This is a genomic window from Streptomyces sp. LE64, assembly GCF_052606915.1.
Map to the genome: position 1 here is coordinate 5,517,523 of NZ_CP199708.1, position 24,829 is coordinate 5,542,351.

Genomic DNA, 24,829 nt, shown 5'->3' on the forward strand with positions numbered 1-24,829 from the left:
AGACTGCACGACATGCGACGGCTGTTCCCTGTGACCGACCAGACATCCGGACCCCGGTCCGGCCCGACGGCCCCGGGGGCGGCAGGGCCGGCCGCGGGCACCGTCCCCGCGGACGGCGAGTGGAGCCTCGACGAGCTGGCGGACGCCTACGCCTACCCCAAGGGCCCCGCGGTGTGGCTGCGCGCCAACATGGTCTCCACCCTGGACGGCGCTGCCCAGCACGACGGCCGTTCGGAGTCCCTCTCCAGCGCGGCCGACATGCGGGTCTTCGGCGTGCTCCGGGGGCTCGCCGATGCCGTGGTGGTCGGCGCCGAAACGGTACGCCGGGAGGGCTACCGGCCGGCGCGGGCCCGCGAGGCGTTCGCCGCCCGCCGGGCCGCCGCCGGGCAGGGGCCGGCCCCCGCCGTCGTCGTGGTGAGCGCCGGTCTCGACCTGGACCTCGCGCTGCCGCTCTTCGCCGAGCCCCTGGTGCCCACCCTCCTGGTGACCGGGGCGGGCGCGCCCGCCGAGCGGCTGGCCGCCGCCCGCGCGGCCGGCGTCGAGGTGGTCCTGGCCGGCGAGGGCGCCGCGGTGGAGCCGGCCCGTGCGGTGCGCGTCCTGGCCGATCGGGGGCTGTGCCGGCTGCTGACCGAGGGCGGACCCCGGTTGTTGGGGCAGTTCGTCGCGGACGGGGTGCTGGACGAACTCTGTCTGACGCTGGCGCCGATGCTCACCGCCGGTTCGGCGCAGCGGATCACCAAGGGGCCGTCCCGGGCCGTTCCGGACCGGTTCGTCCTGGCCTCGCTCCTGGAGGAGGCCGGCTTCTTGTTCGCCCGGTACCACCGGGGCGGACATTCGGCGGAATGATCTGTTCCGCTTAGCCTTCTGCGGGCAGACTTACTCCGCAGCCCCCGTGCGAACGCGGGGCAGGATGGTTTCCGCAGGGGGCCTCGGACGGCCCACCGGATGGAGAAGGGCGCCCGACGTGTTCACGAGCGTACTGATGATCGAGAAGGCCCTCACGTCCGTCGACGTGGAGTTCGTCACCACCTTGCACGGCGACGAGGGAGCCGTCTTCCACGTACTGCTCCAACCCCGCGGCGACCAGGCGGACCGGTTGCTGCGGGCCATCGACGACGTGGCCATGGGCGAACTGGAGGACGCCGCCCGGGAAGGGGACGTCCCCGAGGGGACGGAGGCCGAGGGGCCCGCCCGGCAGGCCCTGGAGGTCTCGTTGGCGGCGCTGCGCGCCGCCGGCTCCCGCGCGGAGGGCAAGCTGGTCGAGGACCACCCGCTGGACGCGTTGAAGGCCCTGGTGGACGACGTGGGCGCGGACGAGGTCATCGTGCTGACCGACCCCCACTACGTGGAGGAGTTCTTCCACCGGGACTGGGCCTCGCGGGCCCGGCACAAGGTGGGCGTCCCGGTGCTGAAGCTGTTCTCCCACAGCAAGGCATAGGCTTGGGGCCCCGGGCCGTCAGCCAGTGCGCCCGGAGGTCGCCGGGCACCGTCCTCGTCGTGTGCGGTGGCCGTCCGTACCGAAACGACCACGCCGCGGCGCGCCGCGGCACAGGGAGAGACACGCATGGCACCCGGCCTTCCCCCCGCCATGGATCGACCGCACTTCATCGGCATCGGCGGCGCCGGGATGTCGGGCATCGCCAAGATCCTCGCCCAACGCGGCGCCAAGGTCGCCGGCAGCGACGCCAAGGACTCCCCGACCGCCGAGGCGCTGCGCGCCCACGGCGCCACGGTGCACGTCGGCCACGCCGCCGAGCACCTCGCCGACGACGCCAGCTGCGTGGTCGTCTCCTCGGCGATCCGCCCCGACAACCCCGAGCTGGCCAAGGCCGCCGCCCTCGGCGTCCCGGTGGTGCACCGCGCCGACGCCCTCGCCGCCCTGATGGACGGTCTGCGCCCGCTCGCCGTCGCGGGCACCCACGGCAAGACCACCACCACCTCGATGCTGGCGGTCGCCCTGACGACGCTGGACCTGGAACCGTCCTACGCCATCGGCGGCGACCTCGACGCACCCGGCTCCAACGCCGCCCACGGCGCCGGCGAGGTCTTCGTGGCGGAGGCCGACGAGAGCGACCGCAGCTTCCACAAGTACGCCCCCGAGGTCGCCATCGTCCTCAACGTCGAACTCGACCACCACGCCAACTACGCGTCGATGGACGAGATCCACGAGTCGTTCGAGACCTTCGCCGGCCGGATCGTCCCCGGCGGCACCCTGGTCGTCTCCGCGGACAACGAGGGCGCCCGGGAACTCGCCCGCCGCCTGACCGACGTCCGCGTGGTGACCTACGGCGAGGCCGAGGACGCCGACGTCCGGGTGCTGTCCGTCCTCGCGCAGGGCCTGGCCAGCGAGGTCACCGTCCGGCTCGACGGCGAGGAGCTGACCTTCCGGGTCTCGGTGCCCGGGCGCCACTACGCGCACAACGCCGTGGCCGCCCTGGCCGCCGGGGCGGCCCTCGGCATCCCCGCCGCCGACCTGGCCCGGGCGCTGGGCGCGTACACCGGGGTCAAGCGGCGCCTCCAGCTCAAGGGGGAGCGGGCCGGGGTGCAGGTCATCGACTCCTACGCGCACCACCCGACCGAGATGGCCGCCGACCTGGAGGCCATGCGCGCCGCCGGGGACGCCCGCATCCTGGTGCTGTTCCAGCCGCACCTGTTCTCCCGCACCCGGGAACTCGGCAAGGAGATGGGCGAGGCCCTGGCCCTCGCCGACGCCTCCGTGGTGCTGGACATCTACCCCGCGCGCGAGGACCCCGTCCCCGGGGTCACCAGCGCCCTGGTCGTCGAGGCCGCCCGGGCCGCGGGCGCGGACGTGCGGGCCGTGCACGACAAGGCCGCCGCCCCCGGGATCGTCGCGGGAATGGCGGCCCCGGGCGACCTCGTTCTCACCATGGGAGCGGGCGACGTCACCGACCTCGGCCCGCTGGTCCTGGACCGACTCGCCCAGTAGCGGTGCATCCGAGGCGCCCGGCAACGGAAGTGAGGAGACGACCCATGGCGTACGACATCGAGAAGTCGGACGAGCAGTGGCGGGCGGAGTTGACGCCGGCGGAGTACGCCGTCCTGCGCCGGGCGGGCACGGAGCCCGCGTTCACCGGGGAGTACACCGACACCACCGCGGAGGGCGTGTACGCCTGTCGCGCCTGCGGCGCCGAGCTGTTCACCTCCGCCACCAAGTTCGCCTCCCACTGCGGGTGGCCGTCCTTCTTCGACCCGAAGGACAGCGACGCCGTGGAACTGGTGGAGGACCGTTCCCACGGCATGGTGCGCACCGAGGTGCGGTGCCGTCGCTGCGGCTCCCACCTCGGGCACGTGTTCGCGGGGGAGGGGTACCCCACCCCGACCGACCAGCGCTACTGCATCAACAGCGTCTCGCTGCGGCTGACGCCTACCGGGGGCGACGACCCGGCCTGAGCCGCTCCCGCCGCCGTGCGCCCCGCCGACACCCGTCGGCGGGGCGCACCCGTCTGCCCGTCGTCGTCCCGGGCGCTCACCCGCGACCGAGCGGGTTCGACGGACGCCCTGCCGCCGTTTCACCCGATGGAGTGATCATGCAATGAGGTGCGGATGCGTTGATCGGATCGGGGTAATGCGGGGCCATGAACCAGCCCTTTCGCCTACCGACGTTCTACATGCCGTACCCGGCGCGCCTGAACCCCCACCTGGAGGAGGCGCGCGCCCACACCCGTGAGTGGGCGCGCGCTAGGGGAATGCTGGAGGGGTCCGGCATCTGGGACGCGGCCGACCTCGAAGCCCACGACTACGCCCTGCTGTGCGCCTACACCCACCCCGACTGCGACGGGCCGGCCCTGTCGCTGATCACCGACTGGTACGTGTGGGTGTTCTTCTTCGACGACCACTTCCTGGAGACCTTCAAGCGCAGTCAGGACCGGTCGGGCGGCCGGGCCTACCTGGACCGCCTCCCGCTGTTCATGCCGATGGACCCCACCGCCCCGGTGCCCGAACCGACCAATCCGGTGGAGGCGGGGCTCGCCGACCTGTGGGCCCGGACCGTGCCGTCGATGTCCCGGGAGTGGAGGGAACGGTTCGCCGCGAGCACCGAGCACCTGCTCAACGAGTCCATGTGGGAACTGTCGAACATCAACGAGGGGCGCATCGCCAACCCCGTCGAGTACATCGAGATGCGGCGCAAGGTGGGCGGCGCCCCGTGGTCGGCCGGGCTGGTCGAGTACGCCACCGCCGAGGTCCCGGCCGAGGTCGCCCGCTCCCGGCCGCTGAGGGTGCTGATGGAGACCTTCTCCGACGCCGTCCACCTGCGCAACGACCTCTTCTCGTACCAGCGGGAGGTGGAGGAGGAGGGCGAACTCAGCAACGGCGTCCTGGTGCTGGAGACCTTCTTCGGCTGCACCACCCAGGAGGCCGCCGAGACGGTCAACGACCTCCTCACCTCGCGCCTGCACCAGTTCGAGCACACCGCGCTCACCGAGACGCCCGCCCTGTGCGTGGAGAAGGCGCTCGACCCGGTGCAGTGGGCCGCGGTCGGCGCCTACGTCAAGGGCCTCCAGGACTGGCAGTCGGGCGGCCACGAGTGGCACCTGCGCTCCAGCCGCTACATGAACGAGGGCGCGGCCCGGGAGCCGTCCCCGCTGGGCGGACCGACCGGCCTGGGCACCTCGGCCGCCCGCATCGGGGAACTGCTCGTGGCGGCGGGCGCCCGCCGCCTGCGCGCCCATGCGCACGTCCCCCACCAACGGGTGGGCCCCTCGATCCTGCCGGACTTCGCCCTGCCCTTCGAGACCAGACTCAACCCGCACCTGGAGGCGGCCCGCGAACGGCTCCTCGACTGGTGCCGGGACGTGGGCGTGGTCCGGGAGGGGATCTGGGACGAGGCGGCCCTGCACCGGTACGACCTGCCCCTGTGCGCCGCCGGGATCGACCCCGACGGCACCCCGGAGGCCGTCGACCTCAGCGCCGCCTGGCTGGCCTGGGGAACCTACGGCGACGACTGGTACCCGCTGGTGCACGGCCGCACCCGCGACCTGCTCGGGGCCCGGGTGCTCACCGGGCGGCTCAAGGCGCTGATGCCCCTCGACCCCCCGCCCGCCGACCCCGCGGTGGTTCCGGCGAACGCCCTGGAACGCGGGCTGTCCGACCTGTGGTCCCGGACCACCAGACGCATGGAGCCCGCGGCGCGGACGGCGTTCCGGGCCTCCGTCGACACGATGCTGGACTCCTGGCTCTGGGAACTGGCGAACCAGGCCCAGCACCGCGTCCCCGACCCCGTCGACTACCTGGAGATGCGACGGGCCACCTTCGGCTCCGAGCTCACCCTCGGCCTGGCGCGCATCACCCACGGGGCGAAGATCCCGCCGGAGGTCCACGACAGCGGACCGATGCGCTCCCTGCACCACGCCGCGATGGACTACGCCATGCTCCTCAACGACGTCTTCTCCTACCAGAAGGAGATCGAGTACGAGGGCGAGGTGCACAACCTGATCCTCGTGGTCCAGAACTTCTTCGGCTGCGACTACCCCACCGGCGTCGCGATCGTCCACGACCTGATGAACGGCCGGCTGCGCCAGTTCCAGCACGTCGTCGCGCACGAACTGCCCCTCCTCCAGGACGACCTCGACCTGAGCGCCGAGGTGCGCGAGGCGCTCGCCGGCTACGTCACGCACCTGGAGAACTGGCTCGCCGGCATCCTCACCTGGCACCGCGGCTGCCGGCGGTACGCCTCCGCGCACCTCACGCACCCGGTGCGGGCACCGGCACCGGCCGCCCCGCGCACCCCGGTCGGCTCGGGCCGCGGACCGCTGCCCACCGGACCGGGCCTGCCCTTCGCCCCCCGGGCCGTCGCCCTGCGGTGACCCGCGGGGCCGGCCGCCCGGGCGCCGGGCGGCCGAACCGGTGGGGTCGCGCCGCCCCGGGCGCCCGGGCAGGATGCTGGCAGGGCGCGTGCCCCGCGGTCGCACGGGGCGACCCGGCGCCCGCCGGGGGCGAGGAGACGGAGACCGCGATGACCAGCACCTTCGCACCGTTCACGGCGGACGACTACGCCGCCCGCATGACCCGTGCCGCCCGCGCGGCCGGCGAGGCGGGACTCGACGGGATCGTCGTCGCCCCCGGGCCGGACCTGGTCTGGCTCACCGGCTACCGGCCCACGGCCGTGACCGAACGCCTCACCGCCCTCGTGCTGGCCCCCGACCGCGACCCCGTGCTCGTGGCTCCCGCCCTGGAGGCGCCGGACGCCCGCAGGGCCGCCGGGGCCGGCGCGCTCGCCCTCCGCGACTGGGCCGACGGCCAGGACCCCTACGCCGCGGTCGCGCCGCTGCTCGCCCCCGCGGGCCGCTTCGGCATCAGCGACAACGCCTGGGCCATGCACCTGCTGGGGCTCCAGCGGGCCCTGCCCCGCAGCTCCTACGCGGCCCTGACGACCGCCCTGCCGATGCTGCGCGCCGTCAAGGACGCGGCCGAACTCGACCGGCTCGCTGCTGCCGGCGCCGCCGCCGACGCGGCGTACGAGGAGATCAAGGCGGTGCCCTTCGCCGGCCGACGGGAGACCGAGGTCGCCGGGGACCTCGCCGACCTGCTGCGCCGGTTCGGCCACGAGCAGGTCGACTTCACCGTGGTGGGCTCCGGCCCCAACGGCGCCGACCCGCACCACGAGGCGGACGACCGGGTCATCGAGGAGGGCGACACCGTCGTCCTGGACTTCGGGGGCCTGATGCACGGCTACGGCTCCGACACCTCCCGGACGGTCCACGTCGGCGAGCCGAGCCCGGCCGAACGGACCGTGCACGACGTCGTCCGGGCGGCGCAGGAGGCCGGGGTCGCGGCGGTCCGCCCCGGCACGGCCTGCCAGGAGGTCGACCGGGCGGCGCGTGCGGTCATCGACGACGCCGGGTACGGCGAGTTCTTCATCCACCGCACCGGTCACGGCATCGGGGTCACCACCCACGAACCGCCCTACATGATCGAGGGGGAGGAACGTCCCCTGGTGCCCGGCATGTGCTTCTCGGTGGAGCCGGGCATCTACCTTCCGGGCCGTTTCGGCGTCAGGATCGAGGACATCGTGACCGTCACCGAGGACGGCGGTCGCCGACTCAACAACAGCGCGCGCGAGATGGCGATCGTGCACTGATCCGCGCGACGGACCGGCCCTGGAATCGAGAGATGCAGAAACCTCCCACCGATGACCGGAGACGCGTCGACTCAGCCCCGCCCACCGGCCCCGCCGAAGGGCCGGCGTCGGACGACGCCCCGTCCTGCGATCCCCCCGTCCGCCCCACCGACCGGGAAGCACGCCGGGTGGCCCGCCTCGCGCTGGGCGGTCCGCCCGACCCGCCGGGCCCGAACGGCGGCGCTCCCCCCGACGCCGGCCCCCCGGTGCGCCCGGTGGGCGAGGGCGGCGAGTTCTCCACCTGGTGGGTGGGCGGCCGGCACGTCCTGCGGCTGGCCCCCGACCGCGCGGCGAGCGTACGGCTCGGCCGTGAACTGCGGCTGCGCGACCTGGTCCGCAGAAGGGTCGGCGTGCCGGTGCCCACCAGCGTCGCCGCCGGCACCTGGCGCGGGTCCCTCGTCTACACCCTCGACCACCGACTGCTCGGCGAGTCGGGCGAGGAGGCGGCCGTGTCCGCCGCGGGGGAGCCGGACCTGGCGGCGCTGCTGAGCGGCCTGCGGGAGGTGCCGGTGCGGGACGCGCTCGCACTGGGACTGCCCCGGACCCCGGCCCGCTCCCTGGAGGCCCTGCGGGCGGACGCCCGCCGGGCGTCCGACCTCCTGGTGTCCGACCGGGAGTTCGACGCGGCGGGACCGACCCGGCTGACACCCCGTGCGATGGCCCAACTCGCCCCGCGCGCCGGTGAGCTGGTGATCCACGCCGACCTCAAGGGCGAGCACCTGAGGGTCACCGCCGACGGCCGGGTCTGCGGCGTCCTGGACTGGACGGACGCGGCGGTCGGCGACCCGGCGGAGGACATCGGCGGACTCGCGATCGCCGTGGGGGCCCCGGCGGCGGTGCGGGCGGCGACCCTCGCCGGCTACGGGGCCCGGGAGTGCCTGCGCGGGCTGTGGCTGGCCCGCTGCGACACCGTCGTACGCCTCGCCGACCGGCTGCACGGCGCCGACGACAGCCCCCTGCCCCTGCTGAGGAGGCAGCTCGCCCGCGCGTGGGAGCCCATCCTGCTGGAACTGCTCAGCGACGACGACTGAGCGACTCGACGCGGGTGGGGGACGGCCCGGCGCCGGGCCGTCCCCCACCCGCTCCTACTCCTGGAGCAGCACCGCACAGGACTCCCCGTCCACCGTCAGCAGGCCCTCCGGCCCGGGCGGCGAGACCGGCTCCCAGGCCGCGAGCACCCGGGCCGGGCGACGGCCGAAGGGAACGACGACGGCGTCCGGGCCCGCGTTGACGACCACCCGCACGTCGCCGCGCCGGAACGCGATCCAGCGGGCCGTCTCGTCGCACATCACCCGGACCGCCGTCAGATCCGTGTCGGTGAGGTCGGGTTGGGCGCGCCGCAGCGCGATCAGCTCCCGGTACCAGGCGCGCAGCCGTGCGCCGGGCTCGCGGTCGGACTCCCGCCAGTCGAGGCAGGAACGCTCCCGGGTCGCCGGGTCCTGCGGGTCGGGCACCTCGTCGGCGGACCCGCCCTGGGCCGCGAACTCCCGGCGCCGGCCGGTGCGCACCGCCTCGGCGAGCGTGGGGTCCGGGTGGTCGGTGAAGTACTGCCAGGGGGTGGTGGCCCCCCACTCCTCACCCATGAACAGCATCGGGGTGAAGGGCCCGGTGAGCACCAGCGTCGCCGCGCACGCCAGCAACCCCGGCGACAGCGTCGCCGAGAGCCGGTCCCCGGCCGCCCGGTTGCCCACCTGGTCGTGGTTCTGCGCGTACCCCACCAGCCGGTGCGCGGAGACCCGGGCCCGGTCCAGCGGGCGGCCGTGCCGGCGGCCCCGCAGTGAGGAACGGGTGCCGTCGTGGAAGTAGCCGCCGGTCAGGGTCTTGGCGAGGGCTCCGAACGGGGCCGCCGCGAAGTCGGCGTAGTAGCCCGCGGACTCCCCGGTCAGCGCCGTGTGCAGCGCGTGGTGGAAGTCGTCGTTCCACTGGGCGTCGATCCCGAGGCCGTGCTCGGTCCGGGGCGTGATGATCCGGGGGTCGTTGAGGTCCGACTCGGCGATCAGGAACAGCGGTCGGCCCACCTCTTCGGCCAGGGCGTCGACCGCGGTGGACAACTCCTCCAGGAAGGAGTGGGCACGGGTGTCGCGCAGGGCGTGCACGGCGTCCAGCCGCAGCCCGTCCAGCCGGTAGTCCCGCAGCCAGGCCAGCGCACTGCCGACGAAGTAGGCCCGCACCTCGTCGGAGCCGGGCGCGTCCAGGTTCACCGCGGCGCCCCACGGCGTGTGGTGGGCGTCGGTGAAGTACGGGCCGAACGAGGGCAGGTGGTTGCCCGCCGGGCCCAGGTGGTTGTGCACCACGTCCAGGACGACGCCCAGGCCGAAGGCGTGGGCCCGGTCGACGAACCGCTTCAGCCCCGCCGGCCCCCCGTACGGTTCGTGGACCGCCCACGGGGCCACCCCGTCGTAGCCCCAGCCGTGCCGGCCGGGGAACGGGCAGACCGGCATCACCTCCACATGGGTGACGCCGAGGTCCGCCAAGCGCTCCAGCCGGTCCCCCGCCGCGTCGAAGGTGCCCTCCCGGGTGAACGTGCCGATGTGCAGCTCGTACAGGACGGCACCGGGCAGCCCCCGGCCCCGCCACGGCGCGTACCACGGGTGCGCGCCCTGGTCGACGACCGCGCTGGGCCCGTCGGGACCGTCCGGCTGACGGCGGGACCGCGGGTCGGGCAGCACCGGTCCGCCGTCCAGCCGGAAGCCGTACCGGGTGCCGTCGACGGCTTCGGCCTCGCCGCTCCACCAGCCCGTGCGGTGCGGATCGCGGACCAGGGCGCGCTCGGCGCCACCGCAGTGGAGGACGACCTCTTCGGCCTCGGGTGCCCACACCTCGAACAGCACGGACGGTGCTCCTCCTCGTCGAGCCCTGAACGCACAGGGGTCCTCGGTTCCCGGGCCGGTCGGTGACGGCCCGTCGCCCATGGTGGGGCAAGGAGCCGCCCGGGGGCCGGCGCACCGCCGGTCGGCCCCGGCATCGCCCCCGGGCGCACCCCGCTCCCGTGCTGGTCGGCGTCGGCCCGTCGCCGTGTGGACACCCCGGGGCGCACTGGTCGACAATCGGCCCGTGACGCCGTCCTCCGATTCCTCCGGGCCCTCCCTGCCGGCCGTTCCCCCGCCCCCCGCCGCGCCCCCCGGGCCGGCCGCGGCCGGGGAGTTCGGCGAGGCCGTGTTGCGCCCTGAGCGGGTCTCCGACGTCGAGCGGGACCGGGCGCTGACCGCCCTGCGCGAGGGGGTCGCCCAGGGACGGCTCTCCCAGGACACCTATCTGCGGCGGATGGAACTCGCGCTGGTCGCCCGGCACGCCGGGGAGCTCGCCGCCCTCACCGACGACCTGCGTTCCGAGCGGCGCTGGTCCCGTGCCGTGTTCGGCGGGGTGTCGGCGGTGTCCGGGTTCACCGAGCGCCTGCGCCGGGCGTGGCGGGGCGAGCGGCTGCCCAAACTGCTCCTCCCCGGGCACCGGGACGGTCAGCCGCTGCGAATAGGCCGGGACCCCGGCAACGGGCTGCGCCTCAACCACGAGACGGTGTCCCGGGTGCACGCGGAACTGGTCCACCAGAGCGGGCTGTGGGTGCTGCGCGACCTGGGCTCGACCAACGGGACCACGGTGAACGGCCGACGGGTCGTCGGGTCCGCCGTGGTCCGGGACGGGGACCAGGTCGGCTTCGGCCACCTGGTGTACCAACTCACCTCGGGCTGAACCCGTCCGGACCTCAGCGCCCCGGGCGGGCCCGACCGGCCGCGGCGAGCACCGTGCGCGCCTGGTGCTCCACCTGGTGCTCCACCGGCACCCAGCGCGCCCGGAACCGCTCCGCGAAGGCGTCGCACCACCGGGCCACCACCCGTTCCAGTCGGGGCACGGCCGGGTCGCCCCGGTCCTCCAGCACCCGCAGCAGCATGGCGGCGGCCCGCAGCGGCAGGCGCCGGCCGAAGGCCTCGACGCTGCGGAGGTACGCCGTGGTGGCGTCCGGTTGCGGCCGGGACCAGTCGTCGGCGAGTTGCGGGGCGAGGGCCAGTGCCCAGCGGGCGGCCCGCAGCAGGGCGTCGTCCACCGGCGGCAGCCGGTCCGCCGTCTCCTCGAAGAAGGCGGCCACCACCCGGGCGTCCGCGCGCAGCCGCTCGGCCAGGGCGCGCAACTCCCGTCCGGGGGCCGGGTGGGGGGTGCAGTCCCCCACGACGTCACTGGCCCACATGGGCACTTCGACGACGGCCGTCAGCCCCCCGTAGCGGTGGACGTGGTGCCAGGTGCTGACCCGGGCCTCGTCCGGCATGCTGGGGAACGCCACGGTGGGGCCCGCCGCGGGCATCACGTGGACGCCGGGCCCGGCCGCCGGCCAGCCCGTCGCGTCCACCGGGTCGGCCTCCAGCGGGACGTGCAGTTCGGCGGCGGACTTGGCGAAGGGCTCCGCGAGACCGGGGACGTCCCGGGTGAGCTGCACCCAACTGCCGCCCAGTTCGGTGCTGTGCAGCGACACCTGGAGGTAGGGGCGGACCCGGTCGATGGCCGACTCCAGCGCCCGGGTCTCCGGGGGCGTGCGTCCGGGCGGCACCAGCGAGGGCGCCCACTCGGGCTGTTCGGGTCCGGCCGGCCGGAAGAACCCGCGGTGGTACTCCACCAGGGTGCGCGGGGCGGGGGCGTCGTGCAGCGCCGCGCCGTCGGGGTCGGCGCACAGCACGAAGTGCCAGGAGGTGTCGGCGCGTAACTCCCGGTCTTCGACGGTGCGTTGAACCAGGTGTCGGACGGTCGCCCCGCCGGCGGGTTCGTTGGCGTGGGCGCCGGCCACCACGAGGACCGCCCGCCGGGCGTGCCCCACGGACAGCAGGTGGATCGGGCGGCCCCCGCGGGAGGTGCCGATCCGTCGCAGGGCAGCCGTCGACGGCCACCGTTCCGTTGCCCACCGCGCCGTCGACACCAGGTCGGCGACCGTGGGATAGCGCTGTTCCGTCAGCTGACCCACCCCCCTGCGTCCGCTTGCCGACGCATGCGCAGTACTCCATGCCCGTACTCGTCTGTCAAGGAGGAGACGCAGGTCACCGGCTGATTCACGCACCCGGGGATACGCGGTTGTGCGCAGGGGGCTCGGCCGCTGGGCGGCGGGGCGGCCTCAGGGGGACGCCCGGTGCAGCAGGGTGACCGGCAGTGCGGACAGCAACGTGGCCACCGCGACCGTGCCGGTGTGCTCCCGGCCGGGCACCAGCAGGTCACGCCAGGTGCCGTCCGGGAGCGTCACCCGGGTGTCGCCCCAGCCGCCGGCGGTCGCGAGCCGGCCGGAGAGCCGGGTGACGCCCGCCAGCACCTGCTGGCCGCCCCCGCGGCGCAGGTAGCCGACCCAGTGCCCGGCCGCGCTCCCCGCTGCGTGCAGCGGGGCGTACGAGGCGTCCGCACCGAAGGCTTCCGGGTGCCGGCGCCGCAGGTGGAGGGCGACCGTGGTCAACGCCCGTTTCTCGGCGGACGGTTCCGGGCCGGCCACCGGAGCGTCGGGGGCCGGTGGTGCGGGGTGGGAGAAGCGGACCGGCCGACGGTTGTCGGGATCGACCAGCGCCAGGTACTCCGTCTCGGTGCCCTGATAGAGGTCGGGCACCCCGGGCATCGTCAGGTGCAGCAGCGTCGCGCCGAGCGTGTTGGCCCGCGCCAGCGGTGCCAGCCCGGCAACGAACTCCTTGACCCTCGGGGGGTGTTCGCTGCCGGGTCCGGCCGCTGCGAAGTCGACGACGGCCTGTTCGTACTCCGGGTCCGGCTCCGTCCACGAGGTGCGCAGCCCCGCCTCCCGCACGTGCTTCAGCAGGGCGCCGGAGAGCCGCTCGCCGGCGGCGGGCCCGAGCCCGACCGCCGACTGCCAGGCCACCCAGGCCACCTGCGGATCGGGGGCCGCGGGGCCGGGCTCCCGCGCGAGGGCGTCGACCAGGTCCGCCCACGGCCCGGGGCGTTCGGTGAGGGCGGCGAGCCGGGCCCGGACGTCCGCGCTGCGCTTGGTGTCGTGGGTGGACAGCACCGTCGAGGTGAGCGGCCAGTCGCGTTGGACGCGGGCGCAGTGCGCGTGGAAGGCCCCGGGGTCCAGCGCGGGCGCGTCCGGGGCGCCGCCCACCTCGGTGGCCGACAGCAGCGGGGCGAACCGGTAGAAGGCGGTGTCCTCGACCGACTTGGCGTGCACCGCCGCCGCGGTCTGCGCGAACCGGGCCCGGAACTCCTCGTGCCCGGGCCCGGTGCCGTGGGCCCCGCAGAGCAGGTCCCGCACGGTCCGCACGGCCGTCGCCTCCTCGGGCACCGCGAACGCCTCCCCGGCCCGCGCCACCACCTCCTCGGGCAGCAGCCGGGGCACGTCCTCGGCCGCGTAGGGGCGGTACACCCGCAGGTGCACCAGGAGTTCGCGGAGCGCGGTGGCGAGGGCCCAGGGCGCGTGGTCCCGCAGGGCGGGGTCGGCGGAGCACAGCCGGTGGCACAGCCGGGTGAGCCGGGCCACCTCGGCCGCGAGGTCCCGGGTGACCACCCGGCGGGCGGCACGGCGGACGGTGGCCGCCCAGTCGCCGCCCCGGTCGGCGGCCGGCGCCGCGAACGCCCGGTAGCGGTCCAGGAGTTCCTCGGCCCCCCGCGGATCGGTGAACAGGCCGTCCACCACCCGCAGGGCGTCGTACCCGGTGGTTCCCGCGACCGGCCAGGACGCGGGGAGGCGCTCCCCGGGGGTGAGGATCTTCTCGACCACCGTCCAGCGCCCGCCGGTCGCCCGGTGCAGCCGCCGCAGGTAGGCGCCGGGGTCGGCGAGTCCGTCGGGGTGGTCGACCCGCAGTCCCTCCAGCACGCCCTCGCGCACCAGAGCGAGGAGTTTGGCGTGGGTGGCGCGGAACACCTCCGGGTCCTCGACCCGCAGGGCGATCAGTTCGGAGACGGTGAAGAAGCGACGGTAGTTCAGCTCGGTGCGGGCCAGCCGCCACCAGCCGAGCCGGTACCACTGGGCGTCGAGCAGGCGGTCCGGCGGCAAGCCCTCGGTGCCCGGGCGGAGCGGGAGCAGGTGCTCCCCGTAGTGCAGCCCCTCCCCGTCGACCCGCAGGGCGTCCAGTTCGGCCCCGACCGGGCGGGCGAGCACCGGCAGGAGGACCCGGCCGCCGTGTTCCGCCCAGTCGATGTCGAACCAGCCGGCGTAGGGGGAGGCCGGGCCGTCGCGCAGGGTGTCCCACAGGGCCCGGTTCCACCGGGGGAGTGCCGCCATGTGGTTGGGCACGACGTCCGCGACCAGCCCGAGCCCGTGTCGGCGGGCGGTGTGCGCCAGCGACCGCAGTCCGTCCTCGCCGCCCAACTCCTCGCGCACCCGGGAGTGGTCGACGGTGTCGTAGCCGTGGGTGGAGCCGGGGACGGCCTCCAGGAGGGGGGAGAGGTGCAGGTGGGAGACGCCGAGCGCGGCGAGGTGGGGCACCGCGGCCGCCGCGGCGGCGAACGGGAAGGAGGGTTGGAGCTGGAGACGGTAGGTGGCGGTGGGCGGGGCCGGGGGCCGGGGCTCGCCGACGGGGGCGGGACGGGACGTCATGGGGCGTGGGTACCCGCGCGGCCGCGGTTCCCGATCGGGGGACGGGCGGACGGGTGCCGCCGGTCAGGTGAGCCGTTGCAGCACCGTCAGGCTGCGGTCCACCAGGGTGATCCGGTCCCCGGCGGCCGTCCGGGCGCCGCCCTGCGGGGGCACGCCGTGCGGGAGCGCGGTGTCGACCACCACCCGCCAGTGCGGACCGTGGCCGGTGGGGACGGTGAACACCAGGGGCTCGGGGGAGGCGTTGACCATCAGGAGGAAGGAGTCGTCGACGATGCGTTCCCCGCGGGGGCCCGGTTCGGAGATGGCGTCGCCGTTCAGGAACACGCTCAGGGCGCGGGCCAGTGCCGCGCTCCAGTCCCGCTGCCGCATCAGTTCACCCTCCGGGGTGAACCAGACCAGGTCGGACAGGGCGTCCGGGGCGTCCTGCGCCGGGCGTCCCCGGAAGAACCGCCGCCGCCGGAACACCGGGTGGTCGCGGCGGAGCCACACCAGCGACCGGGTGAAGGCGAGCCGGCGGGCGGCGAGCTCGTCCTCGGGGTCGTCGGGCTCCTCGGGGCCGTCCGGGCGCTGCGGCCACCGCACCCAGGACAGTTCGCCGTCCTGGCAGTAGGCGTTGTTGTTGCCCCGCTGGGTGCGGCCGAACTCGTCGCCGTGGCTGAGCATCGGCACCCCCTGGGACAGCAGCAGGGTGGCGACGAAGTTGCGCATCTGCCGTTCCCGCAGCTCCCGTACCCGCGGATCGTCGGTCTCGCCCTCCGCCCCGCAGTTCCACGACCGGTTGTGCTCCTCGCCGTCGCGGTTGTCCTCGCCGTTGGCCTCGTTGTGCTTCTCGTTGTAGGAGACCAGGTCGTGCAGGGTGAAACCGTCGTGGCAGGTCACGAAGTTGATGGAGGCCAGGGGTCGGCGGCCGTCGTCCTGGTAGAGGTCGGAGGAGCCGGTCAGCCGGGAGGCGAACTCCGCGAGCCGGCGGGGCTCCCCCCGCCACAGGTCGCGCACGGTGTCCCGGTACATGCCGTTCCACTCCGTCCACAACGGGGGGAACTTGCCGACCTGGTAGCCGCCCTCCCCCAGGTCCCAGGGTTCGGCGATCAGCTTCGCCTGGGAGACCACCGGGTCCTGCTGCACCAGGTCGAAGAACGAGGAGAGCCGGTCCACCTCGTGGAACTGCCGGGCCAGGGTCGCCGCGAGGTCGAAGCGGAAGCCGTCCACGTGCATCTCGGTCACCCAGTAGCGCAGCGAGTCCATGACGAGTTGCAGCACGTGCGGGGAGCGCATCAGCAGCGAGTTCCCGGTGCCGGTGGTGTCGGTGTAGTGGCGCCGGTTCTCGGCGAGCCGGTAGTAGGAGGCGTTGTCCAGGCCGCGGAAGGACAGCGTGGGACCCAGGTGGTTGCCCTCCGCCGTGTGGTTGTAGACCACGTCGAGGATCACCTCGATCCCGGCCCGGTGCAGCGCCCGCACCGCCGACTTGAACTCCGGCACCTGTTGGCCCCGGTCCCCCCAGGAGGCGTAGGCGTTGTGCGGGGCGAAGAAGCCGATGGTGTTGTAGCCCCAGTAGTTGCGGAGTCCGAGGTCCACCAGCCGGTGGTCGTGGACGAACTGGTGCACCGGCATCAACTCCAGGGCGGTCACCCCGAGTTCGGTCAGGTGTTCGAGGATGGCGGGGTGGGCCAGCGCCGCGTAGGTGCCGCGCAGTTCGTCCGGCAGCGCCGGATGGGTCATGGTCAGGCCCTTGACGTGGGCCTCGTAGATGACGGTCCGGTGGTAGTCGGTGCGCGGCGGGCGGTCGTCCCCCCAGTCGAAGTACGGGTTGACCACCACCGAGGCCATGGTGCGGGACCCGGAGTCCAGGTCGTTGCGCCGTTCGGGGGCCCCGAAGCGGTAGCCGTAGACCTCCTCGCCCCAGGCGACGGACCCGCTCATGGCGCGCGCGTACGGGTCGAGCAGCAGTTTCGCCGGATTGCAGCGCATCCCCCGTTCGGGTGCGTACGGGCCGTGCACCCGGAACCCGTAGCGCTGACCCGGCATCACCCCCGGCAGGTAGGCGTGCCGCACGAAGGCGTCCGTCTCCCGCAGCTCCACCCTCGACTCGGAGCCGTCGTCGTGCAGCAGGCACAGCTCGATCCGGTGCGCCGCTTCGGAGAAGACCGCGAAATTGGTTCCGGCGCCGTCGTACGCGGCACCCAGGGGATACGCCTGTCCGGGCCAGACCTGCATGGGGAGTTCTTCCCTTCCGGGCCCCTTCGTCCGGGGGGCCGTCGGGTGCAGAGTCTTCCGGAAACAGAGGCAACCTCCTAGGACGTCGGTCCGTCCTACCGGGTGACCGCATCCAGACCGATGACGGTATTCGTGCAGGGGGGAGTTGGGGGAAGCAGTGCGTCAACTGGTGAGACGCCACATAGGGAAGGTCGTGGCGGGCGGAGCGATCGCCGTGGCCGGGACGGCCGCGATGGTGGCCGTGACCCTTCCCGGGATGGCCGGCGCGGACGAGGGGAAGGCCGACCGGCCCGCCCAGGGACAGAGCCAGAACGGAACGCCGGGCGCGAGCGACGGGGACACCACCGCGAACGGCGCCCGGAGCAGTGGGGACGACGGGGGCGGCGCGCAGGGTTCGGGGAGCGCGGAGGCACCGCCGCCCGCCGACGTCCTGCCGGCACCCGTCGAGGGGGAGAAGGGGATCGGCAGCGACCCGCTGACCGACGACGAGTTGGACCGGGCGCAGCAGCTCGCCACCGGGGACGACCTCCAGCGGTCCGCCCGCGACGTGGCGGGGAAGAAGGGGCCGGAGCACCTCTACACCAGCCTCCAGGAGCCCGACCCGAACGCGTCGGCCGCCCAGCAGGGCAAGCGCATGGCCGAGGTCGTGTTCTACGACTACGGCAAGGAGGCCGCCGTCACCAAGACGGTGGACCTCACCTCGGGGAAGGTGGTCGACACCGTCACCCGGGTCGGCGCCCAGCCACCTGCCAGCGCCGGGGAACTGGCCGAGGCCGCCCGGCTGCTGATCGCCCATCCGCTCGGCAAGGACCTCAAGCAGGACTTCCGGCACGCCACGGGCAAGGAGCTGACCGATCCCGGTCAGGCCGAGCTCAGCGGGTTCGTCTTCAGCAAGCAGACCACCCTGAAGATCCCCGGGGTCCTGAAGGACTGCGGGAAGAACCGTTGCGTCAGCGTGGTCTTCAAGGTCAAGGACGGGCCCTGGTTCGACACCCGCAAGAGCGTGGTCGACCTGAGCGCCCGCACCGTCGGCCGCCTGGGCTGAGCCCCTTCACCGTCTTCCCTCCCGACGAGGAGTTCCTTTCCCATGCACGACCAGAGAATCTCGCGTGCCCAGAAGGGGGCCGGACTGGCCCTCGCCGTGACCGCGCTCCTGGGCACCACCGCCGTGGGCACCGCCCAGGCGGCCCCCGCGGCGCCGCCCGCGGCACCCGCCCCGGCCGCCGACTGCAGTGCGGCCTACCGCATCGAGCAGAAGCTCGACGGCGGCACCACCTGGCGCATGTGCTGGCGCCACGACCCCCTCGCGGGCGTCGTCCTGGACAAGATCTCGTACCAGCCCAAGGGCGAACCGCGGCCCATCCGGGTGCTCAACAGCGCCCGGCTGGCCCAGATCCACGTGCCCTACGACGACGGAGAGGCCGAGTACCAGGACGTCACCGCGACGGACTTCGGCCAGAACCAGCAGGCGCTCCGGCCCGCCGAGTGCCCCGGCGGCACCATCCGCACCATCAAGGTGGCCGGCCGCGGCGACGTCAAGGGCCTGTGCACCACCACGCGCGCGCGGGGCCACGCCTACCGCCTCGCCAACGACACGGGCACCAAGGTCTGGCAGGCCCAGGGCAAGGACCTGTTGGTCTACTCGATCAACAAGGCGTCCTGGTACGAGTACATCACCGAGTGGCGCTTCGCCTCCGACGGCACCATCAGCTCCAACGTCGGTGCCACCGGGATGCTCTCCCCGTTCGACTACGACGGCGGTGACAGCCGCGGCTGGCCGATCGGCAAGAACAACACGGCCTACGCCGAGAACCACAGCCACAACGTGTTCTGGCGGCTCGACTCCGCACTGGACGGCAACACCAAGAACCGGGTCGAGCAGTACGACTCCACCGTCACCGCCGGCACCAGCCGCAACGCCCCGACCACCAAGACCAAGCGCACCAAGGTCACCAAGGAACTCGCCGGTGACGCCAAGTCCATGCGCTGGTGGCGGCTGGTCAGCACCACCGGCAAGAACAAGGACGGTCACCCGCGCAGCTACGAGATCGTGCCGGGCCGCACCGACAAGTTCTCCGGCCGCCCGTACACCAAGCACGACGTGTACTTCACCGAGTACAAGAAGTGCGAGAAGTACGCGAGCGACAACCCGAGCTGCCCCAGCACCGCGCCCAACAGCGTGGACAAGTGGGTGAACGGGCAGGCCCTGAAGAACCCGGTCACCTGGGTGAACATCGGCTTCCACCACATAGCCCGGGACGAGGACCAGGAGCCCATGCCGGTCCACTGGCAGGGCTTCTCGCTCTCCCCGCGCGACGTGACGGCCATGAACCCGCTCACCCCGGACGACCTGAAGAACCGCAACGGCAACGTCGGCATGCTGCCGTAGCCGTCAACCCCCTTCCACGGGTTTGAACGACCCTGCCCATCGGGCTGCACCGCCGGCCGCTCCCGGAGTACCCTTCCTTGATCGTTGACCAGGGGGGTCACAGGGGTGCGGAAGGCGGTGCGGCGGGTGTCGGGAGGGCTGGAGCTGCCTCCTGGTGACGGCGGTCAACAGGAGGGCTCCCCGGAGGGCCCGGCCACGGCGGTGTCCCTGGCCCGTCCCCTGGAGACGGGCACGCAGATCGGCCCCGAACTGAACTGGGGCGCCGAACAGTGGAGCGAGGTCCGCACCCGCGCCCAGCGCGCGGGGCGGGCGTACATCTGGTTGAACCTCGTCGAACAGCGGCTACGCGCGGTCGTAGCCGCTGTTCTGCGTCCCGTCTACGAACCCGTCCACGGCGAGGACTGGGTGGTGGCCGCGGCCGGCCCCGCCGGACAGGAGTGGGTGCAGCGGGCGGTGGCGGTGCGCGAGGTGAGCCGCCGCAAGGGCTATCTGCTCGACCCGGCCGACGACAACGTGCTGAGCTTCCTGACCCTGCCGCAGCTGCGCGAACTGATGGTGCAGCACTGGCCCTGTTTCGAGCCGTACTTCGACGAGCGCCGCGACGTGGAGCTGGCCCTCGACGAGCTGGAGGTCACCCGCAACGTCGTCTCCCGCAACCGGGCCCTGTCCGGGGCCGTCCTCGCCCAGGCCGAGCGGGCCTCGGGCCGGCTGCTGGAGATGCTCGGCGCCGCCTCCGAGACCTCGCCCGGCGGACGCCTGCCCGTCGACGCCGTCGAGGACCTGGTCGGCGACCGCTACGCGGACGTGGTGGCGGTCCACCCGGACCGGGTGCGGCTGCTGCGCCAGTTCCCGGCCGAGGACATCTTCGGCGGGGCCCGTCGCCTCGACGTGATGGGCATCGGACTGAACCTGCTGGTGCAGAACTTCTCCGGTCGCCGACTGGTGCGGCTCGCCGAGGCGGGGTGCCGGGCGCGGCTGCTCTTCCTGAACCCGGCCTCCAGCGCCATCAAGCGGCGCGAACGCGAGCTGGGCCTCAAGCGCGGCGAGCTGAGCCGCTCGGTGGAGATGAACATCCTGCACATGCGCCGGGTGCGGTCCCGGCTGCGGGACCCCGGGGCCTTCGAGATCCAGGTGTTCGACGAGACGCCCCGCTTCACCGCCTACCTCGTGGACGGCGACGGGGCCGACGGGGTGGGCATCGTCCAGACCTACCTGCGCCGCACCCGGGGCATGGAGGCGCCGGTGCTCGTCCTCCGCGGCGGCGGCCGGACGGTGAAACCGGGCGATACGGGCGAGAACGGCATCTTCGCGACGTACCGCGAGGAGTTCGACCTGGCGTGGAGCGACTCCCGACCGGTGTCCTGACGGCCCCGGACCCCGCGCCGGAGTTCCGGCTCCCGGCGCCCGCCCGGCCGGTTGTCAGTGGCAGGTGTCAGGGTAGGGAGCACTGGGGGAACGCACCACGAAGGAGGGGCCCGTATGAGCTGGTACCGGGAGCGGCTGGTCGGCTTCGACCTGGAGACGACCGGCACCGACGTCGAGACCGACCGCATCGTCACCGCGGCGCTGGTCGTCCTGGAGTCGGACGGGCGGGTGGCGCAGGAGCGGACCTGGCTGCTCGATCCCGGCGTGGCCATCCCCGAGGAGGCCACGGCCATCCACGGCATCTCCACCGAGCGGGCCCGCGCCCACGGGGCCCCCGCCGCCGCGGCGGTGGCCGAGATCGTCGAGGCCCTGGTCGGCTTGGTGCGCACGGGCGCCCCCTTGGCCGTCATGAACGCGCGCTACGACCTCTCCCTGCTGGACCGGGAGTGCCGGCGGCACCGGATCGCGCCACTGTCGGAGCGTTCCGCCGTCCGGGGTTTCCCGGTCGTCGACCCGCTGGTCCTGGACAAGCACGTGGACCGCTACCGCAAGGGCCGGCGGACGCTCCAGGCGCTCTGCGCCCACTACGGGGTGCCGCTCGACAGCGCCCACGACGCCCGGTCGGACGCCGTGGCGGCGACGCGGGTGGCCCGCCGGATAGGGGAGGGCCACCCCGCGGTGGGCGCGGTGTCGCCGGTGGAGCTGACGGAACTCCAGGTGCGGGCGGCGGCGGAGCAGTCCGCCTCCCTCCAGGAGTTCCTCCGGCGCACCTCCGACCCCCGGGCCCGGGTCGAGGGTGCCTGGCCGGTGATACCGGTTCAGCGCGGCGCCGGGGGACGCCCGTCCCGGGTGGGCTGACCCGCACCGCGGTGCGTGGTCAGAACGGGTACCAGCGCACCGTCTCGTCGCCCTCCCGGAGCGAGGCCACCCGGCGGCGGAACTCGGCGAGCGCCCGCGGGTTGTCCGGGGCGTGCTGGGCCACCCATGCGCAACTGGCGGTCTCCCGGGCGCCCCGCAGGACGGTGCAGCCCGCCCAGGCCCGCACGTCCCAGCCGTAGGCGTCGGTGAAGGCGGCGTAGGCGTCGTCGGAGAGTCCGTAGCGGTCGTGGGCCAGCGCCATGACCACCAGGTCGTGTTCGCGCAGGTCGAGGGAGAAGGTCTCCAGGTCGACCAGGACGGGGCCGTCCGCGGTCACCCGGACGTTGCGCAGCAGCGCGTCGCCGTGGATCGGTCCGGGGGGCAGGTGCGGGACGAGTGCGGCCGCGGCGGCGGCGAAGCCCTCGCGGCGCTCCCGCAGGAAGGCGGCGTCCGCCGGCTCGATCGCCGTGCCGGCCAGCCGCAACCATCGCTCGACCCCGCCCAGCAGGTCACGGGGGGTCAGCGGGAGGTCGGGAGAGGGCAGGGCGTGCACCGCGCGCAGCAGCACGGCCAGGTCGGGGCCACCGGTGGGGCGGACCGCTTCCGGCAGTCGGTGCCACACCGTCACCGGGTGGTCGTCCACGAGCAGGGCGCCCGGGCGTGCGGGGCGGACCGCGGGCACGTCCGCCGCGGCCAGCCACTCCGCGACGGCCACCTCCCGCCGGGCGCGTGCCAGCAGTTCGGCGCTCCGGCCGACCTTCACCACCAGGTCCCCGGAGGCGAAGACGGCGTTCTCGCCGAACGCCAGCAGCGTCGCGCCCCCGTCCGCGCCCGGTGGCAGTACCCCTGCGGCGGCCAGGACGCCCCGCGCCCGTGCTTCGTCCATCGTCCGTTCTTCCCTCGGTCCCGGGCCGGTTCGTCAGCCGTCCGCGGCGGCCCTCGCCGCGCGTCAGTGTCGCATTCCGCCCGGTGGCATCGGCGGTTGGGGCGCGACACCGCGGACGGGGGCGAGGGGTGGAAATCCGCCATCACCGGGAATCCTCATTGCACGAGACGGTTCGTCTCGCGTACGGTGCGGGCATGAACACCCCCCGCCCCGCCCACATCGCCATGTTCTCCATCGCCGCCCACGGCCATGTGAACCCGAGCCTCGACGTGATCAGGGAACTGGTGGCCCGAGGCCACCGCGTCACCTACGCCATTCCGCCCGCCTTCGCCGACAAGGTCGCCGAGACCGGTGCGGAACCCGTGGAGTGGAGCTCGATCCTGCCCAGCGACGAAGCCCCCGACGCCTGGGGCACCGAACTCATCGAGTACCTCGAACTCTTCCTCGACGACGCCCGGCAGGCGCTGCCCCAGCTGACGGCGGCCTACCAGGGCGACGAACCGGACCTGGTCCTCTACGACATCACTGCCTACCCGGCCCGGGTCCTCGCCCACCGCTGGAAGGTCCCCGTCATCCAGCTCTCCCCCAGCATCGTGGCCTGGGAGGGGTACGAGGAGGAGGTCGGCGCCACCCTCTTCGATCCGCTGCGCAAGACCGAACGGGGCCAGGCGTACTTCGCCGGCTTCCGGGCCTGGCTGGCGGAGAACGACATCGACCTGTCCCCGGAGGACTTCTCCGGCCGGCCCGACCGCTGTCTGGTCCTCATCCCGAAGGCGCTCCAGCCGCAGGCCGACCGGGTCGACCCGGCCCGCTACACCTTCGTCGGCGCCTGCCAGGGCGAGCGCACCTCCCAGGGCGCCTGGCAACGGCCGGCCGGAGCGGAGAAGGTGCTGCTGGTCTCGCTCGGCTCCACCTTCACCAAGCAGCCCGAGTTCTACCGGGAGTGCATCCGGGCCTTCGGGGACCTGCCCGGCTGGCACACGGTCCTCCAGATCGGCGCGTACGTGGACCCGGCGGAGCTGGGCGAGGTGCCGGCCACCGTCGAGGTCCACCCGTGGGTGCCGCAACTCGCGATCCTGCGGCAGGCCGACGCCTTCGTCACCCACGCGGGCGCCGGCGGCAGCCAGGAGGGCCTGGCCACCGGGACCCCGATGGTCGCCGTGCCGCAGGCCGTCGACCAGTTCGGCAACGCCGACGTGCTCCAGGCCCTGGGCGTGGCCCGCCACCTGCCCATGGCCGAGGCCACCGCCGAGACCCTGCGCTCCGCCGTGCTCGACCTGGTCGGCGACCCCGAGGTGGCGCGACGCCTCGCCGAGGTCCGGCGCGAGATGGCCGACGAGGGCGGCACCACCCGCGCGGCCGACCTGATCGAGGCGCAGTTGCCGAACCGGTCCTGAGTCCCGGGCCGGGGCCGCCCGTCGGTCATCCGAACCCGATCCGGGCGGCGACCGGCAGGTGGTCGCTGCCGGTCGCCGGCAGGGTCCGGACGCGGCCCACGCTCACCGAACGGGCCATCACCTGGTCGATCCGGGCCACCGGAAACGCGGTCGGGAAACTGAGGGCGAACCCCCGCCCCGGGACGTCCAGCCGGGAGGTCAGCGGGGCCAGCCCCCGGTCGTCGACGGTGCCGTTGAGGTCGCCGAGCAGGAGCACCCGCTCGTACTCCTCGGCGGCGACGGCCTCGCCGAGGAGGACCGCGCTCTCGTCGCGCGAGGCCGAGGCGAGACCGCCCGCCCCGACCCGGACCGAGGGCAGGTGCGCCACGTACACGGCGGCCTCCCCGTACGGGGTGCGGGCCACGGTCCGCAGCCCCCGGCTCCAGGGCCCGGTGATCCCGCGGGGCTTGATGTCCACGCCCCGGGTCCTCGTCAACGGGTGCTTCGACCAGAGGCCCACGGTGCCCCGGACGGCGTGGTGGGGGTAGTCCGGGGCCAGGGTCCGCGCGTACACCCCCAGCGCCGGCGGCACCAACTCCTCCAGGGCGATGAGATCGGGCCCGGCCGCGGCCAAGGCCCGGGCCGTGCCCGCCGGGTCGGGGTTCTCGTCGCTGACGTTGTGCTGCACCACCAGCAGGTCACGGGGGCCGGACCCGGGTCCGGGCAGCAACAGCGCGCCGAACTGGTGCGTCCAGGCCACCACCGGCAGCAGCGAGGCCGCGCAGGCGAGCCGCGAACGACGCAGCAGCGCCGCCCCGAGCAGCACCAGGACCACCAGCCCGAGCCAGGGCAGGAAGGACTCCAGCAGACTGCCGAGGCGCCCCACCGAGTTGGGCACCGCCGGGTGCAGGACCAGGAGGGCGGCCGTCACCACCGCGAGGGCCGCGGTCAGGCGTCCCCGCCGTCTCCGTCCGGGTGCCGCGCCGTGGGCCGGCGCCGCCGGGCGGGGCCGCATCCGCCGCCACCGGTCCACCACCGTGCTCACCCGCACCCCGCCTTCCGTCCGTTTCGTTCCTCCTCCCCAGGACGAACTCGA

The 24,829-nt window shown here is 74.2% G+C and carries 19 protein-coding genes; 13 read left to right on the forward strand and 6 right to left on the reverse strand.

Annotated elements, in window-relative coordinates; all coding sequences use genetic code 11:
* Positions 1 to 12: 12 nt before the first annotated feature.
* The 7 genes from ACSMX9_RS24625 (at position 13) to ACSMX9_RS24655 (ending at position 8,169) form a co-directional block, all read left to right on the forward strand.
* Positions 13 to 846, forward strand: coding sequence for a pyrimidine reductase family protein (locus ACSMX9_RS24625; protein WP_445397043.1), 834 nt, complete (start codon positions 13 to 15; stop codon positions 844 to 846).
* A gap of 136 nt (positions 847 to 982) precedes the next feature.
* A complete protein-coding gene (locus tag ACSMX9_RS24630; protein ID WP_366113281.1) occupies positions 983 to 1,438 on the forward strand; it encodes an indole-3-glycerol phosphate synthase in 456 nt (151 codons plus the stop codon).
* Between the two features lie 126 nt (positions 1,439 to 1,564).
* The gene (murC, locus tag ACSMX9_RS24635) at positions 1,565 to 2,947 is read left to right on the forward strand and encodes a UDP-N-acetylmuramate--L-alanine ligase (protein ID WP_445397045.1); all 1,383 of its coding nucleotides are present in this window, start codon (positions 1,565 to 1,567) and stop codon (positions 2,945 to 2,947) included.
* A gap of 44 nt (positions 2,948 to 2,991) precedes the next feature.
* Entirely contained in the window at positions 2,992 to 3,411 is a 420-nt protein-coding gene (gene msrB / locus ACSMX9_RS24640; RefSeq protein ID WP_445397047.1) for a peptide-methionine (R)-S-oxide reductase MsrB, read from the forward strand.
* A gap of 185 nt (positions 3,412 to 3,596) precedes the next feature.
* Entirely contained in the window at positions 3,597 to 5,825 is a 2,229-nt protein-coding gene (locus ACSMX9_RS24645) for a terpene synthase family protein (RefSeq protein WP_445397049.1), read from the forward strand.
* 149 nt (positions 5,826 to 5,974) lie between these two features.
* The gene (locus ACSMX9_RS24650) at positions 5,975 to 7,099 is read left to right on the forward strand and encodes a M24 family metallopeptidase (protein ID WP_445397051.1); all 1,125 of its coding nucleotides are present in this window, start codon (positions 5,975 to 5,977) and stop codon (positions 7,097 to 7,099) included.
* 32 nt (positions 7,100 to 7,131) lie between these two features.
* Positions 7,132 to 8,169: an aminoglycoside phosphotransferase family protein gene (locus ACSMX9_RS24655; RefSeq protein ID WP_445397053.1), complete on the forward strand. Its 1,038-nt coding sequence runs from the start codon at positions 7,132 to 7,134 to the stop codon at positions 8,167 to 8,169.
* Positions 8,170 to 8,223: 54 nt separating this feature from the next.
* Here ACSMX9_RS24655 and treZ read toward each other — a convergent pair whose 3' ends face one another.
* Positions 8,224 to 9,969, reverse strand: a complete 1,746-nt coding sequence (gene treZ / locus ACSMX9_RS24660) for a malto-oligosyltrehalose trehalohydrolase (protein WP_445397055.1) — start codon at positions 9,967 to 9,969, stop codon at positions 8,224 to 8,226.
* Positions 9,970 to 10,294: 325 nt separating this feature from the next.
* Here treZ and ACSMX9_RS24665 point away from each other — a divergent pair, with 325 nt between their 5' ends.
* Complete coding sequence (locus tag ACSMX9_RS24665; protein WP_445403089.1) at positions 10,295 to 10,825, forward strand: FHA domain-containing protein; 531 nt, start codon at positions 10,295 to 10,297, stop codon at positions 10,823 to 10,825.
* Positions 10,826 to 10,838: 13 nt separating this feature from the next.
* On the opposite strand, the gene ACSMX9_RS24670 is transcribed toward ACSMX9_RS24665, so the two are convergent.
* The 3 genes from ACSMX9_RS24670 to glgX all read right to left on the reverse strand — a co-directional run bounded on the left by ACSMX9_RS24670 (position 10,839) and on the right by glgX (position 16,859).
* Positions 10,839 to 12,083 (reverse strand): M14 family zinc carboxypeptidase, encoded by a 1,245-nt coding sequence (locus tag ACSMX9_RS24670; RefSeq protein WP_445397057.1) that lies wholly within the window; start codon positions 12,081 to 12,083, stop codon positions 10,839 to 10,841.
* A 147-nt stretch (positions 12,084 to 12,230) separates the two neighbouring features.
* Positions 12,231 to 14,645: a malto-oligosyltrehalose synthase gene (gene treY, locus ACSMX9_RS24675; protein WP_445397059.1), complete on the reverse strand. Its 2,415-nt coding sequence runs from the start codon at positions 14,643 to 14,645 to the stop codon at positions 12,231 to 12,233.
* A gap of 63 nt (positions 14,646 to 14,708) precedes the next feature.
* Positions 14,709 to 16,859, reverse strand: coding sequence for a glycogen debranching protein GlgX (gene glgX / locus ACSMX9_RS24680; RefSeq protein WP_445397061.1), 2,151 nt, complete (start codon positions 16,857 to 16,859; stop codon positions 14,709 to 14,711).
* Between the two features lie 193 nt (positions 16,860 to 17,052).
* Between glgX and ACSMX9_RS24685 the strand changes: the two genes are divergently transcribed.
* The 4 genes from ACSMX9_RS24685 (at position 17,053) to ACSMX9_RS24700 (ending at position 21,471) form a co-directional block, all read left to right on the forward strand.
* Positions 17,053 to 17,904, forward strand: a complete 852-nt coding sequence (locus ACSMX9_RS24685; protein ID WP_445397063.1) for a Tat pathway signal sequence domain protein — start codon at positions 17,053 to 17,055, stop codon at positions 17,902 to 17,904.
* 42 nt (positions 17,905 to 17,946) lie between these two features.
* Positions 17,947 to 19,248 (forward strand): copper amine oxidase, encoded by a 1,302-nt coding sequence (locus ACSMX9_RS24690; protein ID WP_445397065.1) that lies wholly within the window; start codon positions 17,947 to 17,949, stop codon positions 19,246 to 19,248.
* 84 nt (positions 19,249 to 19,332) lie between these two features.
* Positions 19,333 to 20,613, forward strand: a complete 1,281-nt coding sequence (locus ACSMX9_RS24695) for an SAV2148 family HEPN domain-containing protein (protein WP_445397067.1) — start codon at positions 19,333 to 19,335, stop codon at positions 20,611 to 20,613.
* Positions 20,614 to 20,727: 114 nt separating this feature from the next.
* Positions 20,728 to 21,471, forward strand: coding sequence for a 3'-5' exonuclease (locus ACSMX9_RS24700; protein ID WP_445397069.1), 744 nt, complete (start codon positions 20,728 to 20,730; stop codon positions 21,469 to 21,471).
* 19 nt (positions 21,472 to 21,490) lie between these two features.
* Here ACSMX9_RS24700 and ACSMX9_RS24705 read toward each other — a convergent pair whose 3' ends face one another.
* Complete coding sequence (locus ACSMX9_RS24705) at positions 21,491 to 22,357, reverse strand: phosphotransferase enzyme family protein (RefSeq protein ID WP_445397071.1); 867 nt, start codon at positions 22,355 to 22,357, stop codon at positions 21,491 to 21,493.
* Positions 22,358 to 22,551: 194 nt separating this feature from the next.
* Here ACSMX9_RS24705 and mgt point away from each other — a divergent pair, with 194 nt between their 5' ends.
* On the forward strand, positions 22,552 to 23,754 hold the full coding sequence (mgt, locus tag ACSMX9_RS24710) for a macrolide-inactivating glycosyltransferase (protein ID WP_445397073.1): 1,203 nt from the start codon (positions 22,552 to 22,554) through the stop codon (positions 23,752 to 23,754).
* Between the two features lie 25 nt (positions 23,755 to 23,779).
* Here mgt and ACSMX9_RS24715 read toward each other — a convergent pair whose 3' ends face one another.
* Complete coding sequence (locus tag ACSMX9_RS24715; RefSeq protein ID WP_445403090.1) at positions 23,780 to 24,748, reverse strand: endonuclease/exonuclease/phosphatase family protein; 969 nt, start codon at positions 24,746 to 24,748, stop codon at positions 23,780 to 23,782.
* Positions 24,749 to 24,829: the final 81 nt, after the last annotated feature.